Consider the following 19069-nt stretch of genomic DNA (forward strand, 5'->3'; position numbering starts at 1 on the left):
AGCCGCTTCCCTCACGCCTGCGTGCCGCCCACGGTCAACCCGTCGATCAGCAGGGACGGCTGGCCCACGCCCACCGGCACGCTCTGGCCATCCTTGCCGCACACGCCCACGCCGGCGTCCAGCGCCAGGTCGTTGCCGACCATGCGCACCTTCTGCATGGTCTCCGGGCCGTTGCCGATCAGCGTGGCGCCCTTGACCGGCGCGGTGATCTTGCCGTCCTCGATCAGGTAGGCCTCGGTCGCAGAGAACACGTACTTGCCGCTGGTGATGTCGACCTGGCCGCCGCCGAAGTTGACCGCATACAGGCCCTTCTTGACCGAGCGGATCATCTCCTCCGGCTCGTGCTGTCCGGCGAGCATGTAGGTGTTGGTCATGCGCGGCATCGGCAGGTGGGCGAAGGATTCGCGGCGGCCGTTGCCGGTCGGCGCCATGCCCATCAGGCGCGCGTTGAGGCTGTCCTGCATGTAGCCGACCAGCACGCCATCCTCGATCAGCGTGGTGCACTGGGTCGGCTGGCCCTCGTCGTCGATGTTGAGCGAGCCGCGCCGGCCCTCCAGCGTGCCGTCGTCGACGATGGTCACGCCGCGCGAGGCGACCTGCTGGCCGATGCGTCCGGCGTAGACGCTGGTGCCCTTGCGGTTGAAGTCGCCTTCCAGACCGTGGCCGACGGCCTCGTGCAGCAGCACGCCCGGCCAGCCCGAGGCCAGCACCACCGGCATCACCCCGGCCGGCGCGTCGACCGCCTCCAGGTTGACTAGCGCCTGGCGCAGCGCCTCGCGCGCGAACTCCTCCGGCTTGCCGTCGGCCAGCAGCTGCGCATAGGAATAGCGCCCGCCGTAGCCGGCATAGCCGGACTCGCGGCGGCCGTTCTGCTCGACGATCACCTGGATGTTCAGCCGCACCAGCGGGCGCACGTCCGAGGCGAGCACGCCGTCGCTGCGTGCCACCAGCACCGTGTCCACGCCGCCGGACAGGCTCACGCTGACCTGCTGCACGCGCGGATCGGCCGCGCGCAGTAGCCGGTCGACCGCACGCAGCGCGGCGACCTTGGCGTCGTTGTCCATCGCATCGACCGGATCCTCCGGCGCGTACAGCGCCCGGCCGGTGCCGCGCACCAGGGCGCGCGGGGAGTGGCTGGCGCCGTCGCGCGCGATCGCCCGCGCCGAGCCGGCGGCGGTCAGCAGCGCGGCCGCGTTGATGTCGTCCGAATAGGCGAAGCCGGTCTTCTCGCCGGAGATCGCGCGCACCCCGACGCCCTGCTCGATCGAATGCGCACCGTCCTTGACGATGCCGTCCTCCACCGTCCAGCTTTCGCGCCGGGTGTGCTGGAAATACAGGTCGCCGAAGTCGATGCCCGGTCCGAGCAGCGTGCCGAAGGCACGGTCCAGTCCGGTCTGGTCCAGGCCTGCGGGCAGCAGCAGGCGCGATTCGGCGAGGGCGATGGCAGATGAGGTCATGGCAGCAATGATCGGGGTGTGGGGGGCGATTGCAAGCCGCGCTTACGGCGTGGGCGTGGGCGCGGTTGGCGTGGGCGACGGTGCGGGCGCGGCTTCGTTGTGTTCGGTCACCTGCACGTCCGGATCCTTCCAGGGGCCGGTGACGTGGTAGGTCTTGGCGCCGACCTCGCTCAGCGGCTTGCGCAGGACGGCGTTGGCCGCCGCGCCCACCGCCGCGCCGACCGGGCCGCCGGCGACGGCGCCGACCACGGTGAGCAGGTTGCCCGAGCGCGGCAGCACGTGGATGGTCTGGTCGAAGGTCTGCGCCTTCAGGTCGGTGCTGCCGGTGATGCGGATCTCGGCCGCCGAGCCGTTGATGACCGTGTCGTCGGTCCTGGCCTGGCCGCCGCCCAGCTCCACTTCGCCCTTGACCTGGTTGAAGGCCAGCCCTTTGGAGAAGAAGTCGCGGAAATCCAGCATCAGCCGCTTGGGCAGCTGGGTCAGGCTGAACAAGGACAGCACGCGGCCGGCGCCGGGTTCGACCTCCAGCAGCGCGCCGTCGTGGATGTCGAAGCGCGCACTGCCGTCCAGCCCGGCCAGGGTGAAGCCGGCCGGACTCGAGGGCCAGGCCAGATCCAGGCCGACCTTGCCGTGGCCGCCGCGCACCCGGCCGGTGAAGCCCAGCCCGTCCATCAGGGTGCCGACATCGTCGCTGTCGACCTGCACCTGCAGATGCGTGCGTGCGCTACGCCCACGCCCGGTCCAGTCGCCGGTGATGTCGATCTTCTGCTGCGGCGCGCGCATCTGCAGGGTGTCGATGTGCAGGCCGGCCGGCAGCTTGCGCGTGCGCAGCGTGGTCTGGCCCAGCTTGGCATCGCCGAAGCGCAGATCGCCGATCTGCAGCGACAGCGGTGGCAGCGCGGTGGGATCCAGGTCGTCCTCGACCGGGGTCGAGCCGTCGGGTGAGGTCGCCGGCCGGGTCGCCGCGGTGGCCGGGTCCGGCGCCGGCGTGGCCGAGGTCCAGTAGAGCCGGTCGAGCTGGCCTTCGATCGTGGCATTGGCGTCGTCGGGCACGTGCACATGGCCGGCCAGCGCATCGCCGGAGAGCCTGACATCCAGCGCGGCGCGGGCCGGGCTGAGCTGCACGCGGGTGTTGGGGAAGGCGGCGCCGATCAGCAGCAGCTTCTGCGCGGTCAGGTCGATGCCGCGCAGCGCCAGCGGCTGGCTGTTCGCCGGCGGCGGCGGCGGCGCGCCGGCCTGCGGGCTGGTCAGCGGCGCGGCGGCCGCGCCGGCCTTGACCAGCGGATCGTCGGCCGGCGCGCTGCCCGAGGCGCGCGCCACCGCGATCCAGCCGGCCGCATCCAGCACCGGCGCGGTGCCGCCCACGCTCAGGCCGCTGGCCGGGACCGGCTGGGAAATGCTCGCGCGGCCCAGGTCCACGCGCACGCCGGTGGCACCCGCGCGCGGCTGCGCGCGCAGCGCCATCAGCCGGCCGAAGCTCACGTCCACTCGCCCCTGCTCCAGCGGCATCTGCACCGCCACGGTGGCCGGCAGCGCGCGCGCGGCCGGCTTGTCCAGCGGCGCCGGCAGCTTGAGCGCGGTGCCGGTCAGGTCGGACTGCGCGGTGACGCTCACCGGCGGATCGCCGCCGCCCTGCGCGGGCGCCCCCACGCTGACGTCGATGGTCCACGGCGAGCGGCCCTGCATGTAGCTGTTCAACCAGTTCAGCTCGGGCACGCGGGCGAGCAGTTCGGCCGCGGTCAGCGGTGCGGCCAGGCGCGCCTCGAACACATGCGCCGCGTCCTGCACCGCATCGCCGGCACGCAGCGCCAGCTGCGCCGGCGCGCCGGCGCGCAGCGCGTCCAGCTGCGGCGCGTCGAAGCCGCCCTGCGAGAACGTCGCCGTCCCGCGCACGTCGGTGAAGGCCAGGTCGTAGGTGCTGTCGGCCACCTGCGCGCGGTCCAGCTGCACCTGGCCGCTGACCTCGGGCTGCGCGCCGCCGCGCAGCGGCAAGGTCATGCCGAACTGCACCTTGGCCGGGCCGGACACGCTCAGGCCCTTCATCGCCTCGCCGTAGCGCTGCTGCAGCGGGCTGTGGCGCAGCAGCGAGAGCAGGCGCGCGGCATCGTCGCCGCCTTCGGCCTCGATCTTGAGCACGGTCTCATGCCAGTCGGCGATACCGCCCTGCAGGCGCGAGACCGGCACCTCGCCCAGGCGGCCCTTGCCCTCCAGCGAGAACCCATTGCCGAGGAAGCGCACGTGCGCGTCCAGTTCGGTCATGTCCGGCCAGTCGGGCTGGAAGCGAATGCGCCCCTGCTCGATGTCGGCCTGCGCATCGAAGATGCCCTGCTGATGCACGAACGGCCAGTCGTCCAGATCGCCGCCGACCAGGCCGGTACCGTTGCGCACCATGCCGCCCTGCATCGCCCGATCCAGCCATTCCAGCGCCGGCTTGGACATCAGGTGGCGCACCCAGAAGCCGCGCGCGGCCGGCACCGGCGTGTCGTGCACCTGGGCGGCGACGTTGAGCCAGGGCCGCGTGCCATCGTTCTGGAACCACACCTCACCGCGCGCGGTCACGCCGAAGTCCGGCCCGTCCACCACCAGCGACGGCGTGCCGGCCTTCCAGCCCTCGCCCTCGCGCCAGGCCGCCAGCGTGCCGTGCAGCGTGGCCGGATGGACCACGCCGAAGCCGGCCGGCCAGTCGAACTTGAACGGCAGCTTCGGGTCCAGCACCAGCGCCAGGCCCTGCGCATCGCCGGTGAGCGCCCCGCCCAGGCCCGACAGCCCCGGCGCATGCCCGACCGGCGCGAACGCCAGGCCATCGACCCGCGCCTGCAGCCGCAGGGGCCCCTGCAGGGTGCCGGCGGCGCTGACCTGGGACAGGCCGACCTGCGGACGGGCCTGGCGCAGCCACTCGCGCAAGCCGGGCGCAACGCGATCATGCAGCGCCAGCACCTGCAGCAGCGGCTCGGCCTGCAGCGCGTCGACCAGCAGCGCCGAGCGCGCACCGCCGGCCAGCGTCAGCCCGCGCACGCCCTGCCCGGCGCCGACCTTGCCCAGCGTGAGCTGCGGCACATCCAGTCGCCAGCCGTCCGGCTGCACCTGCACGCGCGCCAGCCCGCGCACTTGGTCGAAGGCCGCCTCGCCACGACGGTCATTCGCGCCCAGCCGGACCTGGCGCAGGTCCAGGTCGAATTGCGCCTGCTGCAGGCGCTTGGCCTTCAGGCGCGCCCATGCGCGCACCTCGCCCTGCCCGCCCTGCAGGCGCAGGCCCGCCAGGTTGGACAGCGCCGGCCAGTCGGCCAGGCGCAAGGCCCTGGCTTCCAGATAGGCGCGGCCGTCGCCGCGCTCGCGGTCGAACAGCAGGGCCAGGTCGATCGGGGTGCCGCCCACGCGCTCGCGCAGCCGCGCCCCGGCGTGCACGTCGCGGCCCTGCACCCGCAGGCGCAGATCCACATGCGGCAGCTGCAGGTCCAGGCCCAGCGACGGCGCGATCACGCGCAGACGGCCATCGACCACCTGCAGCTCGCCCAGGCCGTTGAGCGCATCGAAGGGATCGCCGCGGGTCTGCTGCCCCGGAAAGCCGCGGATCGACCAGCTGCCGTCGTCGGCACGCTCGGCCTCCAGCGCCAGATTGCGCAGACGCAGCTCGGTGAAGGCCCGGCCCGGCAGCAGGCCGGCATACAGCGAGACCAGCAGCTCGGCCTGGCCGATATCCACGCCCTCGCCCGGCCCCTTGGGCCCCACATGCAGGCCGTCGAACTGCAGCAGCGGGCCGCGCCGCGTCCAGGCCGTGTGCAGCGCATCGAAACTGATCGAGCGGCCGGCCTGCTGGCTCAGCCAGGCCGCCACCTGGTCGGGATGCCGCTGCGCCAGCGGCAGCAGCTGACTGAGCACGCCCAGCACCAGCGCGACCAGCACCAGCCCACCGGCCAGCGCATACCACGCCAACCGGCGCAGCACGCGCAGGCGATGGTGAAAGGCGAAGGGCATCAGGTGAGAGCCGGGACCGGGGACCGGGGACCGGGGACCCGGGCAAGCAAAGGCAGGGGCTTCGGGATCAGAGGAGTGCGACGGCAAGCGCTTCGTGGCGAGCGCCCCAGGTACGAACGAATCAAAGGCGCGAGCGCCGGAACCCTCGAGGCCACGCCGGACAGCCAACGAACCTGCAATTCACCATGACCCGCCATGCTTTCCCGGGTCCCCGGTCCCGGGTCCCGGGTCCCGCCCTCAGAGCAGCACGACATCAAACTGTTCCTGCAGATACTCGGCATCGGCCTGGAGGCGGATCGACTTGCCCAGGAATTCCTCCAGCTCGGCCACCGCCTGGGACTCCTCGTCGGTGATGCGCGCGACCACCTTGGGCGAGGCGATCACCAGCAGGCGCGCGGCCTCGAACTGGCGCGTGGCACGGGTGATCTCGCGGAAGATCTCGTAGGTCACCGTCTCGGCCGTCTTGACCATGCCGCGGCCGCCGCAGGCGCCGCAGGGCTCGGACAGCTGGCGCGCCAGGCTGTCGACGGTGCGCTTGCGCGTCATCTCCACCAGGCCCAGCGGGGAGAAGTCGTACACCGTGGTCTTGGCGTGGTCGCGCGCCAGGCCCTTCTCCAGCGTGCGCAGCACCTGACGCTTGTGCTCGGCATCGGACATGTCGATGAAATCGATGATGATGATGCCGCCGAGGTTGCGCAGCCGCAGCTGCCGGGCCACCGCCTGCGCCGCCTCCAGATTGGTGCGGTAGACGGTCTCCTCCAGATTGCGCTGGCCCAGGAACGAGCCGGTGTTGACGTCGATGGTCGTCATCGCCTCGGTCTGGTCGATGACCAGATAGCCGCCGGACTTCAGCGGCACCTGCTTGTCCAGGGCGCGGCCGATCTCGTCCTCGACCCCGTACAGGTCGAAGATCGGTCGATCGCCCGAGTACAGCTCCAGCTTCTCCGCCAGCGGCGGCATGTACTTGGCCACGAACGCCTGCAGGCGCTCGTAGGTCTCGCGCGAGTCCACCTTGACCCGCTCCACGTCCTTGCGGATCAGGTCGCGCACCGCGCGCAGCGGCAGGCTGAGGTCTTCATAGAGCAGCGCGCGCGGGGCCATCTCGCCGACCCTGCGGTTGATCACGTTCCACACGCGCGACAGATAGGCCACGTCCTCGGCCAGCGCCTCGGCCGGCTGGCCTTCGGCGTTGGTGCGCACGATGTAGCCCATGTGGCCGTGCTGGGCGGCCAGATCGCTCACCAGGCCCTTGAGCCGGGCGCGCTCGGCCTCGTCCTCGATCCGCGCCGACACCCCGATCACCTTGGACTGCGGCATCAGCACCAGATAGCGCGACGGGATCGAGATCTGCGTGGTCAGGCGCGCGCCCTTGGTGCCGATCGGGTCCTTGACCACCTGCACCACCACGTCCTGGCCGTCGCGCACCAGCTCGTGGATCGCCGCCGGCGCGGCCGGCGGCAGCGGCACCTCTTCGCCCGCCGCCACCGCGGCCGGCGGCGCCGCGCGCACGATGTCGCTGGCGTGCAGGAAGGCCGCACGGTCGTGGCCAATCTCGACGAAGGCGGCCTGCATGCCCGGCATCACCCGCTGGATCTGGCCCTTGTAGATGTTGCCCACGATGCCGCGGCGCCAGCCACGCTCGATGTGCAGCTCCTGCAGCATCCCGTTTTCGATCACCGCCACCCGCGTTTCCCGCGGGGTGACGTTGACCAGGATCTCCTCCGACATCAAAGCACTCCGAATTGCGTGAGCAGGTTCGCCGTCGCATGCAGCGGCAATCCCATTACACCCGAATGACTGCCGGAAAGGTGGGCGATAAAGGCCTCGCCGCGCCCCTGGATCGCGTAGGCCCCGGCCTTGCCCATCGGCTCGCCGCTGCGCACGTAGTCGGCGATGGCCGGCGCGCTCAGCACGGCGAAGCGCACCTCCGACAGGTCCAGCACCTGCGCCTGACGCCGCGCCGTCACCACCGCCACCGCGCTGGCCACGGTGTGGATGCGCCCGGACAGCCGCGCCAGCATCGCCTCGGCATCGGCCGCATCGGCCGGCTTGCCGAACACCACATCGTCCAGGATCACCTCGGTATCGGCGCCCAGGACGATCGCATCCTCGCGCTCACGCACCAGTTCTAGGCCGGCGCGGGCCTTCTCCAGGGCCACGCGACGCACATAGTCCAGCGCGGCCTCGCCAGGCTGGCGCTGTTCGGGGATGTCCAGGGACAAGGGCTCGAATGCCAGCCCGAGGCGGGCCAGCAGCTCGGCGCGCCGCGGGGATTGGGAGGCGAGGAACAGCATCGCCCAAGGATAACCCGCGCCTCGAAACTGAACGGGAGGCCGCACCCCTCCGGCGCCCGCAAACCCCATCGCGGCCGACGGCCCGTTCATCTTCCCGCAACGACACTCCACCCACTTCCATCGAGGAACCACAACGATGCGTACCCACCGCCTCCGCCCGCTGCTGATCGCACTGGCCTTCGCCCTTGGAGCTCCCGCCATGACCGCTTCCGCGCAGACCGCCGCTGCCGGCTACGCCCTGCCCGCCGACGGCACGCTGCTGTCGATCTCCTCCCAGGCCGAAGCCAGCCGCGCGCCCGACATCGCCACGATCTCGGCCGGCGTGGTGACCCAGGCTGCCGACGGCAACACCGCCATGCGCCAGAACGCCACCCAGATGACCCAGGTCATGGCCGCCATCCGCAAGGCCGGCATCGCCGAGCGCGACATCCAGACCAGCGGCGTGATGCTCAACCCCCAGTACAACTACCGCGACAACGAAGCGCCCAAGATCACCGGCTACCAGGCCACCAACACGGTCAGCCTGAAGGTGCGCAAGATCGCCGACCTGGGCCAGGTGCTGGACGCGCTGGCCGCCCAGGGCGCCAACGAGATCAACGGCCCGACCTTCGAGATCGACCAGCCCGAACCGGTCTACGACCAGGCCCGCCTGGACGCGCTGAAGAAGGCCCAGGCCCGCGCCGAGACCTATGCCAACGGCCTGGGCCTGAAGGTGCGCCGCATCGTCAGCATCTCCGAATCCGGCAGCGGCGGCGCGCCCCGCCCGGTGATGATGATGGCCCGCGCCGCCAAGGCCGACGCCACGCCCGTCTCGCCCGGCGAAACCACGCTCAGCGTGAGCATCGAGGTGGTGTTCGAGCTGGGGCGATGAACCCTTCTCGAGGTGACATTACAGTCATCGAAGTGTATTCACTAAGCTGAACATGCGTTGCAGCGGAGCGCCGGCAGGTAACGGAGGTTGGCAAAGCATTAATTTTTCGTGACTTCGATCGAGAAGGCCGCTAAATTCCGGTTAACCGTGTGGCCTATTGTCATCGTGCCACGCGGGAACTTTTATTTCGTTCGTCGTCAGGAGAGAGACTGTGGCACTTCACCCCAGCACCAAGCGCGCGATGCACCGCAGCGCGTTGAGCGTCGCCCTTGCAATGGCCTTCAGCTCGGGTGCGCTTGCGCAAAGCACCACCGGCAGCATCTATGGTTCGGTCCCGGCGGAGTCGGGTCTCACGGTTCAGGTCCAAGGCGACACGGGTATCACCCGCACCGCGACCGTCGATTCCTCAGGTCGTTACAACATCGGCTCCTTGCCGGTGGGCACCTACACCATCACGCTGCGTCGTGGCGACGAGGTGGTCGATCAGCGCAAGAACGTTCTGATCAAGGTCAACTCGGGTACTGACATATCGTTTGCCGGCGCGTCGTCGAGCGCGGGCGCGACTGATCTTGGTACCGTGACCGTAACGGCGTCGAGCATGCCCAAGGTTGACGTCACCACCGTCGACTCGCGTACCGTCATCACCTCGGCCGATCTCGATCGTCTTCCGCTCGGTCGCAGCGCAGAAGCAATCGCCTTGCTGTCCCCTGGCGCAGTCGGCGGCAGCGGTTACTTCACCAACGGCGGCCGCCCGAGCAATGCGGTCTCGTTCGGTGGTTCGGGCGTCTCGGAAAACGCCTATTACATCAACGGGTTCAACACCACCAATCCATATAGCGCCATTGGCGGCGCAAGTCTTCCCTACGGGTCGATTGATCAGCAGGAGACTTTCCTGGGTGGTTACGGCGCTCGCTATGGTCGCTCGGACGGTGGCGTCATCAACCAGATCGGCAAGCGAGGCACCAACGACTGGCATTTTGGTGGGCAGGTCACTTGGGCCCCCCGGTCCCTGAACGCATCGCGCAAGAGTACCTACTACCCCAACTTCGAGCTGCCGACCCAGGCGGGCACTGGAACTCCATATGGCTGGCAGAATCCAGCCAAGCCCGGCACTATCTATCGCAGCCGCAAGGGCGATACCCAGTGGCAGTCCACCTATAGTGCCTATGTCGGTGGTCCGCTGATTGAGGATCGGCTGTTCATTTTCCTCTCCGGCGAACAGGACAAGACCCAGGGTATTTCGACCAACAGCATCGAGAGTTCGACCAAGGCGCGTAATCACTACAAGTACAGCAACCCCAAGGTCTACACGAAACTCGATTGGAATATCAACGACTCCAATACCCTCGAATATACCCATATCGCCACCAATGATCGCCAGGGCGGCAACTATTATGGATTCGATTACGCCACGATGAGCGGCTCCGGTCCGACGGGCCAATTTGCTGATACCTACAAGATCAATGATCGTTACAACATCTTCAAATACACCGGCTACCTCACGGATGATCTGACGCTGAGCGCGACCTACGGCAACAGCAAGCGCAGCAACCAGAAATACAACGCCGGCAATCGAGCCGACCTCGCCTACATCACTCGCCCCGACCTTCAGAATCCCGCGATTACCGGAGGCAAGTCGATTGTCAATCAGAACGTTTCTGACGCGATCATCGACGGCACGGACAAAACGCGTGGTCTGCGCGTCGATCTCGAGTACCGCCTGGGCGACCATACCCTCGCGGCCGGTATCGACAACATGCATTACGAGGCCATCAACGAAGGCCAGGGCATGGGAGGTATTGGCTATCGCTGGGCTTACGGCAAGTCTTCCAATCCACTGAAGCCGATCAACCCAGCACTGGGAGTCGGCGCGCCCGGTGGGCAAGGCTATTACGTGAGTAAGTACATCCTGATCACCGCCACCAACATGACGGTCGACCAGAAGGCTTACTTCCTTGAGGACCGCTGGCAGGTCACCGATAACGTCCTGCTGACGCTGGGCGTCCGTAACGACAAGTTCACCAACTACAATAATGTCGGCCAGGCCTATGTCGATAGCGGCGACCAATGGGCTCCTCGCCTTGGCGCGAGCTGGGACGTTTTTGGCGATTCCTCGCTGAAAATCTACGGCAACCTCGGGCGTTATTATCTCGCGCTGCCCAACAGCGTCGCCGTGCGCGGTGCGTCCGCGTCGCTTTACACGAATGAGTACTTCACCTATACGGGCATAGACGCCAACGCTGCACCCACTGGCCTCACGGCCCTTGGCCCGGGCCCGGTTTCGAGTAACGGCGAGTATGGGCAGGCGCCGGATGCGACCGCTTTTGCCGCTTCGGACCTGAGATCTCAGTATCAAGACGAAATCATCTTCGGGTTCGACAAGACGATTGGCGACAAGTGGTTCTATGGTGCCAAGGCCACGTATCGCAAGCTGCAGACGGCGATCGACGACATCTGCGACCCCGATCGCATGACAACCAAGCTGGCATCGGAAGGCATCGACCCCACTAGCGTCAGCATCCCGGGCTGCGTCATGTTCAATCCCGGCAAGACCAATTCGTTCTCTCTCGCCAATGCCAACGGGTCCGGCCGCACCGAATTCTCGATGTCCAGCCAGGATTGGGGATTCAACAAGAAGGCGAAACGCGATTACATGGCGGTGAACCTGTTCGTGGATCACCCCTTCGACGGCAAATGGCAGGGTCGCGTCGATTACACGTGGTCCAAGAGCCAGGGTAATACCGAAGGCCAGTTGAAGTCTGACATTGGTCAGACCGACGTCTCCAAGACCCAGGACTGGGACGCCGCTGCCCTGATGGCGTACGCGGGCGGTTATATGGCCAATGACCGTCGCCATCAGCTCAAGTTCTTCGGCGCCTACCAGTTGGCGGAAGAATGGACGATGTCCGCGACCATGCGCATTCAGTCAGGTACGCCCAAGTCCTGCCTGGGGTATTTCAGCGCCAACGGCACGGACGAAGGCAGCGTCGCGGGTGACCCCGTCGGTTATGGTGCGTCCTACCATACCTGCGCTGGCGAGCCCTCGGCTCCTGGCAAGGCCGGCCGGACGCCTTGGACCAAGACGATCGATCTCGGCTTTACCTATCGCCCCAACTTCGCCGAGTCCAAGCTCGCCTTCAGCGCGCAGATCTTCAACATCCTCAATTCGCAGGAACCGCTTCAGACCTACGCCAAGTTCGGCGTGAACGGATCGCCTTACACCGTTTCGAACACCTACAACATGCCGCTGTTCTATCAGAATCCGCGCTATGTGCAGTTCTCCGCTTCTTATGACTTCTAAAAGCGGGGCTGTCGCGTTACGACACTCGTAACGTTGTAGAAAAATCTGTGGCAAAGGCGCCCCGGTCTCCGAAAGGAACTGGGGCGCTTCATTTTGCGCGTTCGCTATCAGGAGGTGGGCGCAATAGGCATTGCGTGCGGCGCCCCCGAGGAGCACAGTCGGACGTGAGGCGCTGTCACGGAGGGTCGACCCCTTTTCCGCGTCCCGCGCGTTCGAAGTGAAGCATGTCCCGACAACGGAGGTGGTCCATGGTTCGCACGCTCCCCTATGGCCCGGAAGGGCGAGTCAATGTGGCGCGCATCAGCGGCATCGCCGCGGCGATGCTGGTGCACGCGCTGGCCTTCATGCTGCTGCTGATCCCGGCGACGCTGCCGCCGCTGGCGGTGCGTGTGCACGACGAGGCAAAGACGGATTTCGAGCTGATCCACAAGCCCGTGGAGGCCACGGTGGCGCCGCCGCCCAAGCCCACGCCCGCGCACCCCGCGCCGACCCAGCGCACCACGCCGGCGCCGACGCCGATCATGGTGTCACGGCCGGTCGATGTGCCCGCCGCGGCCACGCAGACCATGGCGGATCCTGCGCCGGCCACGATGGCCGAGCCGACCGCGGTGGACACCGGCGCGATCCAGGCGCCCTCCGGCCCGCTGGCCTCGGCCACGCTGTCCTACGTGCATGCGCCGGCGCCGGCCTACCCGCGCAGCGCGATCGCCAATCACGCGGAGGGCACCGTGATCCTGCGCGTGCTGGTCGACGTGGATGGCACGCCGCTGGAGGCGACCATCGAGACCAGCAGCGGCAATCGCGACCTGGACCGGGCCGCGCGGATGCAGGTACTCAAGGCGTGGAAGTTCCAGCCGGCCATGCAGGACGGTCACGCGGTGCAGGCCTACGGCCGGGTTCCGGTGGACTTCAGCCTGCGCTGATCGTCCGTGCGGCATCCGCCGCTTGCCACGGCGCCGGCGATCTTCGCCGGCGCCTGTCGGCCCACCACCGGCAAGCCGGATCAGGCGCGGTGGTAGGGATGGTTGGCCAGCATGGCCGCGGCGCGATAGAGCTGCTCGGCGACGAGCAGTCTGGCCAGCATATGCGGCAGGGTCAGCGGGCCGAGCGACCAGGTCTCGTGCGCGGCGGCGAGCACGTCCGGCGAATGCCCTTCCGGGCCGCCGATCAGGAAGGCCAGGTCACGCCCCTGCCCGCGCCAGTGCTCCAGGCGCTGGGCCAGTTGCTCGGAAGAATGCTGTTTCCCCGTCACTTCCAGCGCGACGATGTGCGCGCCCTTGGGCAGGGCGGCCAGCACGCGCTGGCCTTCGTCCTCGATGGCGCGCTGGGCGTCGCGATGCTTGCCGCGCAGTCCGGGCGCGACCTCGACCAGTTCGAACGGCAGCCAGTGCGACAGACGCTTCTGGTATTCGGCGAATCCCTGCGCCACCCAGGCGGGCGCGCGCTCACCGGTGGCGATCAGGCGGGCCTTCATGGTTCGGGCGAGGTGTGAGTGGAGAGGAGTGGGAAGTGAGCGAAGACGGAAGGAGGATCGAGCAGCTTCATTCGCTCCTGATCATCCTTCCGCACTCACTCCTGCTCTTCAGGCGGCTGATCGCCGACGGTCCACAGGCGCTCCAGCGCGTAGAACTCGCGCACGCGCGGCAGCATGACGTGGACGATCACATCGCCCAGGTCCACCAGCACCCATTCGGCCTCGCGCTCGCCTTCCACGCCCAGCGGCATCACGTCGAGCTTCTTGGCGAACTTCACCACTTCGTCGGCGATCGACTTCACATGCCGGGTCGAGGTGCCCGAGGCGATGATCAGGAAATCGGCGACGCTGGACTTGCCACGCACGTCGATCTCGACGACATCCTTGGCCTTGAGCTCGTTGACGGCATCGTGGACGGTGGCGAGCAGCACCGGCAGGGCCGGGGGCGGGCTGGGCAGACGGGTCTTGATGACTTGGGCTTGGCTGGACAAAAGAAGCACTTGGAGGGGCCGGACAGGCCGCGATTATAGCCCCGCCACCCCGTACAGGCCGTGGGCACGGATGAACGCGGCGACGGGCGGCGGCACCAGCGCCTGCCAGTCGCCGCCCGCGGCGATCCGCCGCCGGACCTCGCTGGCCGACTCCAGCTGCAGCGGCTGGTGCAGGCGCAGGACCTGACCGGCCGGCGCGGCGTGCAGCGCCGACGGGTCCTGCACCCAGCGCGCCTGCACCTGCGCCGCAAGCGCGGCCGGCAGTTCGCCCAATCCGCTGCCGGCGCGTTCGGCGACCACCAGGTGGGCCAGGGCGAACAGCTCCTGCCAGCGATGCCAGCCCGGCAGGCCCAGGAAGCTGTCGGCGCCGAGCAGCAGGACCAAAGGCGCCTGCGGTCCCAGCTCGTCGCGCAGGCTGCTCAAGGTGTCGACGGTATAGGAATGCCCGGGCCGATCCAGCTCGCGCCGGTCCACGCGCAGCGCGGGCAGGCTGGCGACCGCCGCCTGCAGCATCGCCAGGCGCTGCGGCGCGTTGGCACCGGGCGGCGGGCGATGCGGCGGATCGGCCGCCGGCACCAGCGTCACCGGCGCCGCCAGCGCGGCCGCGGCCAGCTGGGCGATGGCCAGATGGCCGTTGTGGAAGGGGTCGAAGGTGCCGCCGTAGTAGATGTGAAGCCGGGATTGGGGATTCGGGATTCGGGATTCGGTAAAGGCAAGCGCATCTGCGCCGTTCGCGGGCTGCCCCTGCTCCGATCCCGCGTGAGCCAGCCCGGGATCACGCGTTCCCGGCGACGCACCGGGCACCGCAGATCCAAGCGACCCACGAATCCCCAATCCCGAATCCCGAATCCCGCCCCTCTTCACGCCACCAACCGCACCGCCGCCGCGTCGGCGATCGCCAGCAGCAGGCGCTCCAGGGCGACCCAGGCGTCGCCGTCGCCGCGGCCCTTGGCGATGCGGTCGATGCGCGAGGCCTGCGCGACGAAGCGCTCCCAGCGCGCGGCGCTGGCGTGGCGCTGCAGGGCGCGTTTGAACGGTGCCTGCCGGCTCTCCCAGATGCCCTGCCCCTTCATCTCGGCGGCCAGGTTGCCGCCGCGCTCGGCCACCTTGGCCAGCTGCGCGGTGCTGAGCAGGTTGCGGATGATCATCGGCATCAGCGCCGCCACGGCCTCGCCCTCGGCGCGCAGGCCGGCGAGCATGCGCGAGGCCTGGGCGGCGTGGCCCGAGAGCGTGGTCTCGATCAGGCGGAACACGTCGAAGCGCGCCGCGTCGGCGACCAGCGATTCCATCGTCGCCAGGTCCAGCGTGCGCCCGGCGGCCAGCAGGACCAGCTTGTCGATCTCCTGCGCGGCGGCCAGCAGATTGCCTTCCACGCGCTCGACCAGCAGGGCGATGGCGTCGCGCTCGGCGCGCAGGCCGCGCGCGCGCAGCCGCGCCTGCACCCAGCCGGACAGCTCGTGCGGCTTGATCGCCCAGGCCACCGACAGCACGCCGATGCGCTCGATCGCGTCGGCCCACTTGCCGCGATGGGCCTTGCTCCACTCGCCGGCCGTGACCAGCAGGATCACATCGCTTGGCGGCCGCGCGCAGAAGGCGCTGATGACCTCGGCGCCCTCCTTGCCCGGCTTGCCGGTCGGCAGGCGTACCTCGACGATGCGGCGGGCGCTGAACAGGCTGGGGGCGTCGAAGCTGGCCTGCAGGCCGGCCCAGTCGATGTCGCGGCCTTCCACGTCGAAGACTTCGCGCTCGGCGATGCCCAGCGCGCGCGCCCGCTGGCGCACCGCGTCGGCGGCCTCCAGCACCAGCAGGGTTTCCGGGCCGGCGATCAGGTAGGCCGGCGCCAGCTCGCCCTCGGCGCTCTGGGCGACCAACCGGTCCGGCGCCAGTTCCATCAGGGTGCGGGCGGTACCGGCGAGCGCACCGTGGCGCCACCGGGGCGGCCGACGCCGCGCACCACGCTGTCGATGCGGCGCAGGATCGAGGCGGACATGTCGCGGCGCAGCTCGTCGGCGAGGATCTCGCGCTCGGAGGTGGCGCCGGTCAGGTTGGTCGCCTCGGCCACGTAGTCGCGCGAGAGCTCGACCACCTGCTGCGGCACCAGCTCGCTGCCGTCGGCGCGCAGGAAGCGGAACACGACCGCGTAGCGCAGGCTGTATTCCTGGGCGCGGCCCTGCTCGTCCAGCGCGATCGGGCGGTCGCCCCAGCGCTCGGACATGATGTCCAGGGTGGCGACCTTGGCCTTGGGATCATCGGCCGGGATGGCCCCGGCGGCCTTCAGGCCCACCGACAGATCGCGCGCCAGCGGGCTGTACTGGTCGGTGGCCGAGACCTTCACCGGGCCCAGGTCGGAGGGCAGCGCGATCTTGCTGCGCAGGTGGAAACCGCAGGCGCTCAGCACGGACACGAGCAGGGACAGGGCCAGCAGGCGCAGCATCGGGGTCACATTCATGGACGGAAGTCTGGACGAGGCGCGCGCAGGCGGCAACCGGACGGGCGAGCCTGCACGATCCCGCGTGAACAGCGCTTGAGACCTCATCCCACCACCAGGTTGACGATCTTGCCCGGCACCACGATCACCTTGCGCAGGGTCGTGCCCTCCAGGAACTTGGCGGTATTGGGCTCGGCCTTGGCCAGCGCCTCGATCTGGTCGCGCGGCGCGTCGGCGGCCACCTCGATGGTGCCGCGCAGCTTGCCGTTGACCTGCACGGCCAGGGTCACCGAATCGCGCACCATGGCCGCCGCGTCGGCCTGCGGGAAGGTGAGGTCCTCCAGCAGGGCCTCGGCATGGCCCAGCAGCTGCCACAGCGCGTGGCTGGAGTGCGGGGTGATCGGGTTGAGCAGCAGCACCGCGGCCTCCAGCGCCTCCTGGCGCACGGCGCGGCCCGGGTCGCTGGCATCGTCGAACTTGGACAGGGCGTTGGACAGCTCCATCACCGCGGCGATGGCGGTGTTGAAGCCGTGGCGCTTGCCGTAGTCGTCGCCGACCTTGGCGATGGTCTCGTGGGTCTTGCGGCGCAGCGCCTTCTGCTCGGCGTTCAGCGCGGCCACGTCCAGCGCCGGCGCCGTGTCGGCGTCGGCATGGCGCTGCACCTGGGTCCACAGGCGGCGCAGGAAGCGCGACATGCCTTCCACGCCGGCCTCGTTCCATTCCAGCGACTGCTCGGGCGGGGCGGCGAACATCGAGAACAGGCGCACCGTGTCGGCGCCGAACTTGTCCACCATCGCCTGCGGGTCCACGCCGTTGTTCTTCGACTTGGACATCTTCTCCACGCCGCCGATCTGCACCGGCAGGCCGTCGGCGGCGAGCGTGGCGCCGACGATGCGGCCGCGCTCGTCGCGCTGCACGTCCACCAGGGCCGGATTGATCCAGTCCTTCGAGCCGTCGGCGTTCTCGCGGTAGTAGGTCTCGGCGATCACCATGCCCTGGGTCAGCAGGTTGGTGGCCGGCTCATCGCTGTCGACCATGCGCGCGTCGCGCATGAGCTTGTGATAGAAGCGGAAATACATCAGGTGCAGGATCGCGTGCTCGATGCCGCCGACGTACATGTCCGCCGGCATCCAGTAGTTGGCGCGCTTGTCCACCATCGTGGCCGCGCCCGGGCTGGTGTAGCGGGCCACGTACCAGCTGGACTCCATGAAGGTGTCGAAGGTGTCGGTCTCGCGCTCGGCCGCCCCGCCGCAGTCCGGGCAGGTGGTCTTGCGCCATTCCGGGTCGGCCTTCAGCGGCGACTTCACCCCGTCCAGGGTCACGTTCTCCGGCAGCAGGACCGGCAGCTGGTCGTCGGGCACCGGCACCGCGCCGCAGCGCGGGCAGTGGATCACCGGGATCGGGCAACCCCAGTAGCGCTGGCGGCTCACGCCCCAGTCGCGCAGGCGGTAGTTGATCCGGCGCTGGCCCTGGCCCTTGCGCTCGAAGCGCTCGGCCAGCGCCTCGAAGGCGCCGCGGAAATCCAGGCCGTCGAACTCGGCCGAGTTGATCAGCTGGAACTCGCGGGTCTTGTCCGAGTACCAGTCGCGCCATTCGGTGGGGTCGTAGCTGGCCTCGGCCTCGTTGCGCGGCTCCTTCAGCTCGATCACCTGCACGATCGGCAGGCCGTACTTGGTGGCGAACTCGAAATCGCGCTGGTCGTGGCCAGGCACGGCCATCACCGCGCCGGTGCCGTAGCCCATCAGCACGAAGTTGGCCACCCACACCGGCACGGTCTGGCCGGTGATCGGATGGACCGCCTTCAGGCCGGTGTCCATGCCGCGCTTTTCCTGCGTCTCCAGCTCGGCCTCGGACACGCCGCCCAGCTTGAGCTGCTCCAGGAACGCGGCCAGCTCGGGGTTGTCCGCCGCGGCCTTGAGCGCCAGCGGATGCTCGCCGGCAATGGACACGAAGGTCACGCCCATCAGCGTGTCCGGACGCGTGGTGAACACCGTCAGCGGCTCATGGCCGCCCTCAACGTTGAACTGGATCTCCAGGCCTTCCGAGCGCCCGATCCAGTTGCGCTGCATGGTCTTGACCGACTCGGGCCAGCCTTCCAGCGTGTCCAGGCCGTCCAGCAGCTCCTGGGCGTAATCGGTGATGCGCAGGAACCACTGCGGGATCTCGCGCTTCTCCACCAGCGCGCCGGAGCGCCAGCCGCGGCCGTCGATGACCTGCTCGTTGGCCAGCACGGTCTGGTCCACCGGGTCCCAGTTCACCACCGAGGCCTTGCGATAGGCCAGGCCCTTGCGCAGCAGGCGGGTGAACATGCGCTGCTCGTGCACGTAGTACTCCGGCGCGCAGGTGGCGAATTCGCGCGTCCAGTCGATGGCATAGCCCAGCGACTTGAGCTGCTCGCGCATGTGCGCGATGTTGGCGTAGGTCCACTTGGCCGGCGCGGTCTTGTTCTTGATCGCGGCGTTCTCGGCCGGCAGGCCGAACGCGTCCCAGCCCATCGGCTGCAGCACGTTGTGCCCGGTCATGCGCTTGTAGCGGCTGATGACGTCGGAGATGGTGTAGTTGCGCACGTGGCCCATGTGCAGCGCGCCGGACGGATACGGCAGCATGGACAGGCAGTAGTACTTGGGCTTGTCGGACGTCTCGTTGACCTCGAACGCCCTGGTCGCATTCCAGAACTGTTGCGCGGAGGTTTCGACCCGCTTGGGGTCGTAGGCGTGGGTTTCGGGAACGGCGGACATGGTCGGGGACGTGGCGGCGAGCGGCTGCAAAGCCGCAAAG

General features: G+C 68.8%; 13 protein-coding genes. 3 read left to right on the forward strand and 10 right to left on the reverse strand.

Annotation, left to right across the window (positions count from 1 at the left end; genetic code table 11):
• Positions 1 to 11: 11 nt before the first annotated feature.
• From tldD to EAT51_RS14335, 4 genes are all read right to left on the reverse strand, one after another.
• On the reverse strand, positions 12 to 1457 hold the full coding sequence (gene tldD, locus EAT51_RS14320) for a metalloprotease TldD (protein ID WP_130521290.1): 1446 nt from the start codon (positions 1455 to 1457) through the stop codon (positions 12 to 14).
• A 42-nt stretch (positions 1458 to 1499) separates the two neighbouring features.
• Positions 1500 to 5432, reverse strand: a complete 3933-nt coding sequence (locus EAT51_RS14325) for a YhdP family protein (RefSeq protein ID WP_130521289.1) — start codon at positions 5430 to 5432, stop codon at positions 1500 to 1502.
• A 237-nt stretch (positions 5433 to 5669) separates the two neighbouring features.
• Positions 5670 to 7160, reverse strand: a complete 1491-nt coding sequence (gene rng / locus EAT51_RS14330) for a ribonuclease G (RefSeq protein ID WP_130521287.1) — start codon at positions 7158 to 7160, stop codon at positions 5670 to 5672.
• On the reverse strand, positions 7160 to 7726 hold the full coding sequence (locus tag EAT51_RS14335; protein WP_130521285.1) for a Maf family nucleotide pyrophosphatase: 567 nt from the start codon (positions 7724 to 7726) through the stop codon (positions 7160 to 7162). The genes rng and EAT51_RS14335 overlap by 1 nt, the downstream gene beginning before the upstream one ends.
• A gap of 136 nt (positions 7727 to 7862) precedes the next feature.
• Here EAT51_RS14335 and EAT51_RS14340 point away from each other — a divergent pair, with 136 nt between their 5' ends.
• The 3 genes from EAT51_RS14340 (at position 7863) to EAT51_RS14350 (ending at position 12821) form a co-directional block, all read left to right on the forward strand.
• Entirely contained in the window at positions 7863 to 8597 is a 735-nt protein-coding gene (locus EAT51_RS14340; RefSeq protein ID WP_130521283.1) for an SIMPL domain-containing protein, read from the forward strand.
• Positions 8598 to 8838: 241 nt separating this feature from the next.
• Positions 8839 to 11898, forward strand: a complete 3060-nt coding sequence (locus EAT51_RS14345) for a TonB-dependent receptor (protein ID WP_130521460.1) — start codon at positions 8839 to 8841, stop codon at positions 11896 to 11898.
• 248 nt (positions 11899 to 12146) lie between these two features.
• The gene (locus EAT51_RS14350; RefSeq protein WP_130521281.1) at positions 12147 to 12821 is read left to right on the forward strand and encodes an energy transducer TonB; all 675 of its coding nucleotides are present in this window, start codon (positions 12147 to 12149) and stop codon (positions 12819 to 12821) included.
• Positions 12822 to 12901: 80 nt separating this feature from the next.
• Here EAT51_RS14350 and rlmH read toward each other — a convergent pair whose 3' ends face one another.
• From rlmH to leuS, 6 genes are all read right to left on the reverse strand, one after another.
• On the reverse strand, positions 12902 to 13372 hold the full coding sequence (gene rlmH, locus EAT51_RS14355; protein ID WP_130521280.1) for a 23S rRNA (pseudouridine(1915)-N(3))-methyltransferase RlmH: 471 nt from the start codon (positions 13370 to 13372) through the stop codon (positions 12902 to 12904).
• Between the two features lie 95 nt (positions 13373 to 13467).
• Complete coding sequence (rsfS, locus tag EAT51_RS14360; protein WP_130521277.1) at positions 13468 to 13863, reverse strand: ribosome silencing factor; 396 nt, start codon at positions 13861 to 13863, stop codon at positions 13468 to 13470.
• A gap of 33 nt (positions 13864 to 13896) precedes the next feature.
• A complete protein-coding gene (gene nadD / locus EAT51_RS14365) occupies positions 13897 to 14727 on the reverse strand; it encodes a nicotinate-nucleotide adenylyltransferase (RefSeq protein WP_165421990.1) in 831 nt (276 codons plus the stop codon).
• Positions 14724 to 15755, reverse strand: a complete 1032-nt coding sequence (holA, locus tag EAT51_RS14370; protein WP_130521274.1) for a DNA polymerase III subunit delta — start codon at positions 15753 to 15755, stop codon at positions 14724 to 14726. Before holA ends, nadD begins: the two co-directional genes overlap by 4 nt.
• Entirely contained in the window at positions 15755 to 16297 is a 543-nt protein-coding gene (locus tag EAT51_RS14375) for an LPS-assembly lipoprotein LptE (protein WP_130521457.1), read from the reverse strand. Before EAT51_RS14375 ends, holA begins: the two co-directional genes overlap by 1 nt.
• Before the next feature lie 98 nt (positions 16298 to 16395).
• Positions 16396 to 19029, reverse strand: a complete 2634-nt coding sequence (gene leuS, locus EAT51_RS14380) for a leucine--tRNA ligase (protein WP_130521272.1) — start codon at positions 19027 to 19029, stop codon at positions 16396 to 16398.
• Positions 19030 to 19069 lie beyond the last annotated feature (40 nt).

The sequence above is a fragment of the Pseudoxanthomonas winnipegensis genome, assembly GCF_004283755.1.
GTDB classification, from domain to species: domain Bacteria; phylum Pseudomonadota; class Gammaproteobacteria; order Xanthomonadales; family Xanthomonadaceae; genus Pseudoxanthomonas_A; species Pseudoxanthomonas_A winnipegensis.